This window comes from Microvirga aerilata, assembly GCF_016743775.1.
Lineage (GTDB): Bacteria > Pseudomonadota > Alphaproteobacteria > Rhizobiales > Beijerinckiaceae > Microvirga > Microvirga aerilata.
Genome location: NZ_JAEQMY010000174.1, coordinates 1 through 5515, shown reverse-complemented (window position 1 = coordinate 5515; position 5515 = coordinate 1). Strand labels below are relative to the sequence as shown.

Genomic DNA, 5515 nt, shown 5'->3' with positions numbered 1-5515 from the left:
AAGTGGCCCTGACGGCCATCATGCGAAAGCTCATCATCCTGGCCAATGCGCTCTTGCGAGATCAGCGAAACTGGTCCCCAAAACCCGCTTGATCAATACGGATACTCTAGCCTGTTCCATACAACGGATTATGCGAAATCGCGGCCGCAACTGAGCACCGCAGACCAAGGTCTAGACGATCATCAGACTGAAGGCAGATCCCAACCTTTTTGCCGGCTACTAGCGTGAGGATGACCGTCGCCTGTTGCCCCTGCGTCTGCGCGGTCGGACCGCCGGAGATGGCTCCCCCCGCCGCCTCCGGCGGTCTTAGCATCGCCGATTATCGGTTTCATACATGGGCTTATGCGAAATTGTGGAGCGGATTTCACGCGCGCTCGATCCCCTCTTGGCGCCTGCCTTGCTTCTCCCTTACCCTCACGGCTGAAAAGAGGGAGGAACCACATGGGCGAATGGTCTGAGGCAATGGAAGACGGGGTGATCTGCCCCCACTGCTTTTCCCTCTTGGTTGCGGAAGGTGAGGATGGCGGTTTTCGCTGATCTCCTGTGATTGCGGCGGAGTTAGCCAGACTAAGGCTCGTCCTCTTTCTGACGCGGAGCGCAAGCAAGCCCGCGAAGCCGCGAACCGAGACGCCGACCGCCGCTTGGAGCGGAAGCAACGGAGCGAGTGGGAAGCCGAAAGGGCGCGGATCCTGCGCGCCCATCGTGACGCTTCATAAAACGAAATTGCGGATGCAAAGACGCCCCAGCCGAAGGAGGTTCGGATACCTTCGGCCGAGGCGTGTGTGGCTGGAAGGGGAACTGCTACTACGCCACGCCACATCACTGAGGCTACGCTGTTCCGGCGGCTCTACAATGGAGCAAACGGATGAGCCTTTAGTCCTAAAGGCTCGCGTTCTGGAATGGGAGGTAACCCAGAAATAACGACGCCCCAGCCGAGGACGGTTCAAGACACTCAGCCAGGGCGTCAGCGGAGGGGCGACCCCGCATTGGATCGGGCTGATACGCAACGCGCCCGGTTCACACATCCTGCAACGGCCAGAGTAAATAATCCGTGCTTGCTTCAGAGCAGTTCCATACAGAGGGCTAAGCGGCGCTATTTCGGGGTTTGGGACGGGTATTCAACCACCATTGTCAGGGCGAGGCGCATGACTACCTGCCCAGCCTCATCCCTCACGCTGACCATGAAAACGCGCTGGTCAGCATCAGGGAGCTTGTCCCTGGCCATGTGCGGCAGGGTGGTTTGGGCCTCGATCTTGGCCGCCTCAAGGTCTCCAAGCTCCAGCCCCTCGTCATCTGTGACGAGGCTATCGCCGTCGTATGTGTCGAAGAAGAAGCGGGGCACTGGTACTCCGGGGCAGGAACAACGACCATCAACTGTCGGCGGGGGTCTTTGTTCTCGGTTTCAAACGCGGGTATCGAAATTACGGAACCGCTTCCGGGTTTTCACGGACGTCATCTGGATAGATGAACGATACGGGTCCAACGTCGCCCACCCTGCGACGGAGCTCGGCTTCAACAGCTTTCCACCCGGTTCGGTCACGTGCAGCAGGGGGCTTGATTTCGTTCCAGATGGCGAGGCACTCAGCGGAGACCGGCTCCAGCGCGTGCATCGTAAGCCAGTCGATCTCGATCCGCCCTCCAGCTTTCACGAACCGGTCAATCCAGTCGCCTGCATCGAACATGGCGCCCTCCGACCTCTTGGAGGTCAAAGCTTATCACGGATCCCTGCTCCTTATCCGTGTCGCTTGCTGCTCCTGTCTCACCTACATGGCGTTCTGCGCACTCGCGCAGGGGTCTTTCCGGACCAGCGGCAGTCATAGGCCACCTGGCTGATATTCACGCGCCGAGGCGGATGGTAGATCCCAAAGCTCGGGGGCACTATGAAACTCAAAAATCGCGATTGGACCAAAGCGGAGCAGAGGCTCGGAGCCGCTGACTCCCAGGTATTGCACGACAACAGAATAGTACGCGCCGCCTTGCTCGTTATCGCCGCCTTCGGGGTGGCGGTTCTCGCATGGATGGCGGTCTATCTTGTCTGCCTGTCGTCACACGAGAACGATGATCCGGCAGCCAAAGCAATGCGCACCTGGAGAAGCCTGTAGCGACGCGGCGCTCCCCTCAAAGAAAAGGCCGCTGCTTCCAGCGGCCCAAGGGGTGCCTTGGCGCTCGCGGAGCCTTGCAGGGCAGCAAAGGTCACGGCGCTTCGACCGGCCCCTCCTAAGTCTCGATGCTGGTGCGAGGCTTGGCTGTCAGAGTGCGCGTCGGACATTGAGCCCGCGACCGCAATAAAGACGCCCTAACCGAGGGGTATTGCGGACCTCCGGTTAGGGCGCCTGTGGCCCCGGCCGAGGGGTCGTGAAACCTCAGCCAGGACATTTACGGAGGGTAAGGTCCCCCGGTACATGCAGTCTGCAACAGCCAAGGTAAATATTCCGTAGCTTTTCAGAGCAGTTCCATGCCGGATCTTATCGGAAATTCGTGGACGATTGTCTCAGGTGTGAAGAAGCGGCTTCCACCCGCGGATTTGCTGGTCGGAGCAGAAGCGCGGAGGATGTCCGAAGATCTGCCAGTAGCCGACGCCTGCCGTAGGGTTGACGGTCCAAAAGCCCACAGGCTCCGGCAGGCTCGGAGGAGCCTCGTCTTGAGCCATCCAGAGGATCACAGGTGTGCCGTCGTGCGGAGCGGTGCTCATCGAGGACCAGCCACCTCGCTGACAGCCTTCAGCAGACATGCCACGAGCATAGAGCCTCCAGCATCAAGAACCGTGCGCTTGCGGCCTCTCTGATGGTCTCTGGCTAAGCACACTCTCCAACACCGCTTCACCACACCCCGCCTGCCGCTAACGCGGACGGGGATGAGGTTACGCTCAGAGACTGACAGTGATGGGAAGAGGTGGCACCCTCCCCACCGATCCGGGAGCGGTCCAGAACTGGTACGGAACCAAAGCCACGAGGAGAAGAGTCCATGCACCTATTCGGAGCCTTTGAGCTGGATATTCAGCCCGGCACTCCCGATAACCCGGCAGGCATCAGGATTGCCCTCCTGCGCTACACCCGGGGCGAGGATGGGCGTCTGCTCATCACGCCGGAGTGCAACTCCTTCGAAGAGGTGGAAGGGCAGATCAATTCCTTGCAGGACGAGCTGGACGAGATCCGGGAACGAGCCCGGCGAGCCTTCCAGGTGACCTGAGACGGATCAGCTTCGGGGCTGCGGAAAGCTGGGTCTGGTTGGCACTTCCTGAGGCGCGGCCGGAGGAACACCAAGCGGCTCTCCGTGACCAGGAACTTCGCTGGGAGTGGTTGGCGGAATACCGACAGGTTCGCCGTTACCTGGCAGCCCTGGCGGACCGGATGGTGGCACCAACGGCTCAGGTGAGGGAGCTGGAATATCAGGCTGAGGCGCAGGGCTATCCGACATAGCTTCATCTATGGTGGTTACCCTTTAGGAAGAGCCTTACCGATGGTTGTGTTCCTTGTTGGGACTAACAAATGTTAATCGTCTAGGGATCGGATCCAAGCCCCAGCCGTTAGGGCTCCTATGTCCAAGAGAGAGAACACTCGACACAAGGTCATTTCAACAGCGCTCATGATGGTGGCCCTGGCCATCTTCTGCGGGATTATGGTTGTGGGTGCCCCGCACCTCTTCTTTGGCTAGACACCATCAGAACCGCATTAGGAGGCCACACACGGCCATTCCTGTCCCGACGCAACATTCACCTCCTGCATGGACAATGCCTGCCAGCGGCCGCCGTATAGAACTCAGCGAAGCATGAAACGCCTACACATGGCTTCGCAATGAGTCCGTTAATGTTTGAATCAGATGTCTAAGGTGCCCGGACGCCTTTCCCCGCACTCTGTGCAAACGATCCAAAGTCACGGGCACTCGTTATCCAAACCCGTAGTAATGGGGGGAGAAGCGTACAGGGGGTCTTGGAGCAGCGCTCTTGCTAATCGCCTGGGAACAGTTACGCTCGCGGCAGCCGCAACAACCCAAGGGCTTCGTATGACGCGCAAGGATCTGGTGGCTGTCTACGGACGGGTGGGGCTCACTATTGCAGCATTCGCCCTCGTCGCAGGCATCATCGCAGCGCCCATTCTCCCGAAGTTTGGCTCCCCCGCCGTCGCTGTGTCCAAGCCGCAGGATGAGCCAACTTTCCGCTCCCTCGTCACACCAGCGAGCCTCAAGACGAACTAGCCGCCAGCCCGTTCTTCAGCGCACCCCATCCGGAGAGGGTGACAATCGCCTCCCGCAGGTCGTCCGTACAGACGAAGAAAATTTCAATTGTGTCCAAGCGCAGCTTTCTCATCGCAAAAATTTCACTCACGCTTGAACCAAAGTGTCACGAGGGCGTTGATGCCTATCTCCGGCCCCATTCTGCCCCCACGGGCCGGCACCTTCGAAGCGCTCCCTTGTGGGGCGCTTTTTCTTTGCAGGTTGTAGAGGCCCCGCCCCCCTGCTCCGGGTCGATCCGGTGCAGAACGAGGTGGTGCTTGATCGGGGAGCGGAGTTCGTCAGGCATCGCCAGGGCGCGGGTGTGGCTTCCAGCCGCGGATATGCGGATCGAAGTAGGCCGTTGCTCCATACTCGACTGCGAAAACACGCCAGTAGCTCGCGCGGACCTCGGCGTCCGGCGTCCGAGCGCCGATAGTGATGGGATAGCTCGGAGGAGCTTCGGGGTCTCAATCCATAGGATTACTGGCGTTCCGTCGCGTGGCGCAGCACTCACATGAAGCTATCTGTCTGTCATTGCTGTTCCGTCATCTCAGAATCCAACTTGACCCTACTCTCACCCTCGGCTCAGCCGAATGTCCTATAATCGGGTGTGGCTTGCAGGTCATGAGATTGCATGCAGCTTTGCAACGACAGCACCCCCGAGCAGGATCACTGTCCAAAAGAGCAAAGCCAGCTAGTCTATCCCGCGCATTGGTGCGTCCTTTCAGAATCTCACCCCGTTCAAGGATGATCAGGCACGGCCAGCGCGCGGAAGCCACATCCACCCGCGGATGTGCTGATCGAAGTAACAATGTGTACGATATACTCCGCTGAAGACGCGCCAGTAGCTTCTCCCCATGATGTCGTCCGCAACCCATGCACCGATGGTGACCGGGTAGGTTGGCGGTGCCTCTTCATCCTCGATCCAAAGGATCAGAGGAACGCCGCTCCGTGGCGCCGTAACGACGGGCTGCCAATGTTCCATGACCTGTCCTTTCGCGGCATCAGAATCTGGCTCTTTCCTTCCCACTAAACTCCCCCGGCTTTGCCGATAGCCCTTCTTCGGTTTTTCCAGGTGTTTTCGGGTTGAATTTGAGGCTCAGAGGCTTCTGGAGGAATGCCGTTTTCTCCTCTTCTCTTGAATCCTTTGTCCGTGGGGATGATTTTTCGGTGATGTCACGGTAACTTTTGGTCAGCAGCTTGTGGCCTAATAGCTGCGGCATGACCAAGCCCGTCAGCTACAAGCGCCATCGCTTCCCACCAGAGATCATCGCCCATGCGGTCTGGTTGTACTTCCGGTTTC

The 5515-nt window shown here is 59.1% G+C and carries 6 protein-coding genes and 1 pseudogene; 4 read left to right on the top strand and 3 right to left on the bottom strand.

What is annotated here, in order from left to right; translation table 11 throughout:
- Nucleotides 1-1093: 1093 nt before the first annotated feature.
- A complete protein-coding gene (locus JKG68_RS30735) occupies nucleotides 1094-1342 on the bottom strand; it encodes a DUF6894 family protein (protein ID WP_202066075.1) in 249 nt (82 codons plus the stop codon).
- 79 nt (nucleotides 1343-1421) lie between these two features.
- Nucleotides 1422-1682, bottom strand: coding sequence for a hypothetical protein (locus tag JKG68_RS30730; RefSeq protein WP_202066074.1), 261 nt, complete (start codon nucleotides 1680-1682; stop codon nucleotides 1422-1424).
- A gap of 198 nt (nucleotides 1683-1880) precedes the next feature.
- On the opposite strand from JKG68_RS30730, the gene JKG68_RS30725 reads away from it, so the two are divergent.
- Nucleotides 1881-2102 (top strand): hypothetical protein, encoded by a 222-nt coding sequence (locus JKG68_RS30725; protein ID WP_202066073.1) that lies wholly within the window; start codon nucleotides 1881-1883, stop codon nucleotides 2100-2102.
- 389 nt (nucleotides 2103-2491) lie between these two features.
- On the opposite strand, the gene JKG68_RS30720 is transcribed toward JKG68_RS30725, so the two are convergent.
- A complete protein-coding gene (locus tag JKG68_RS30720; RefSeq protein WP_202066072.1) occupies nucleotides 2492-2692 on the bottom strand; it encodes a hypothetical protein in 201 nt (66 codons plus the stop codon).
- A gap of 272 nt (nucleotides 2693-2964) precedes the next feature.
- Here JKG68_RS30720 and JKG68_RS30715 point away from each other — a divergent pair, with 272 nt between their 5' ends.
- The 3 genes and pseudogenes from JKG68_RS30715 to JKG68_RS30700 form a co-directional block, all read left to right on the top strand.
- Entirely contained in the window at nucleotides 2965-3189 is a 225-nt protein-coding gene (locus JKG68_RS30715) for a hypothetical protein (protein ID WP_202066071.1), read from the top strand.
- An 813-nt stretch (nucleotides 3190-4002) separates the two neighbouring features.
- Complete coding sequence (locus tag JKG68_RS30710) at nucleotides 4003-4194, top strand: hypothetical protein (protein WP_202066070.1); 192 nt, start codon at nucleotides 4003-4005, stop codon at nucleotides 4192-4194.
- Between the two features lie 1239 nt (nucleotides 4195-5433).
- Nucleotides 5434-5515 (top strand): annotated as a pseudogene (locus JKG68_RS30700) (IS6 family transposase); the annotation flags it as partial.

Bases quoted from the DNA above. Each gene is read 5' to 3' on its own strand.
- JKG68_RS30730 (WP_202066074.1), bottom strand. From the start codon at position 1,682: ATGTTCGATGCAGGCGACTGGATTGACCGGTTCGTGAAAGCTGGAGGG.
- JKG68_RS30715 (WP_202066071.1), top strand. From the start codon at position 2,965: ATGCACCTATTCGGAGCCTTTGAGCTGGATATTCAGCCCGGCACTCCC.
- JKG68_RS30720 (WP_202066072.1), bottom strand. From the start codon at position 2,692: ATGAGCACCGCTCCGCACGACGGCACACCTGTGATCCTCTGGATGGCT.
- JKG68_RS30725 (WP_202066073.1), top strand. From the start codon at position 1,881: ATGAAACTCAAAAATCGCGATTGGACCAAAGCGGAGCAGAGGCTCGGA.
- JKG68_RS30710 (WP_202066070.1), top strand. From the start codon at position 4,003: ATGACGCGCAAGGATCTGGTGGCTGTCTACGGACGGGTGGGGCTCACT.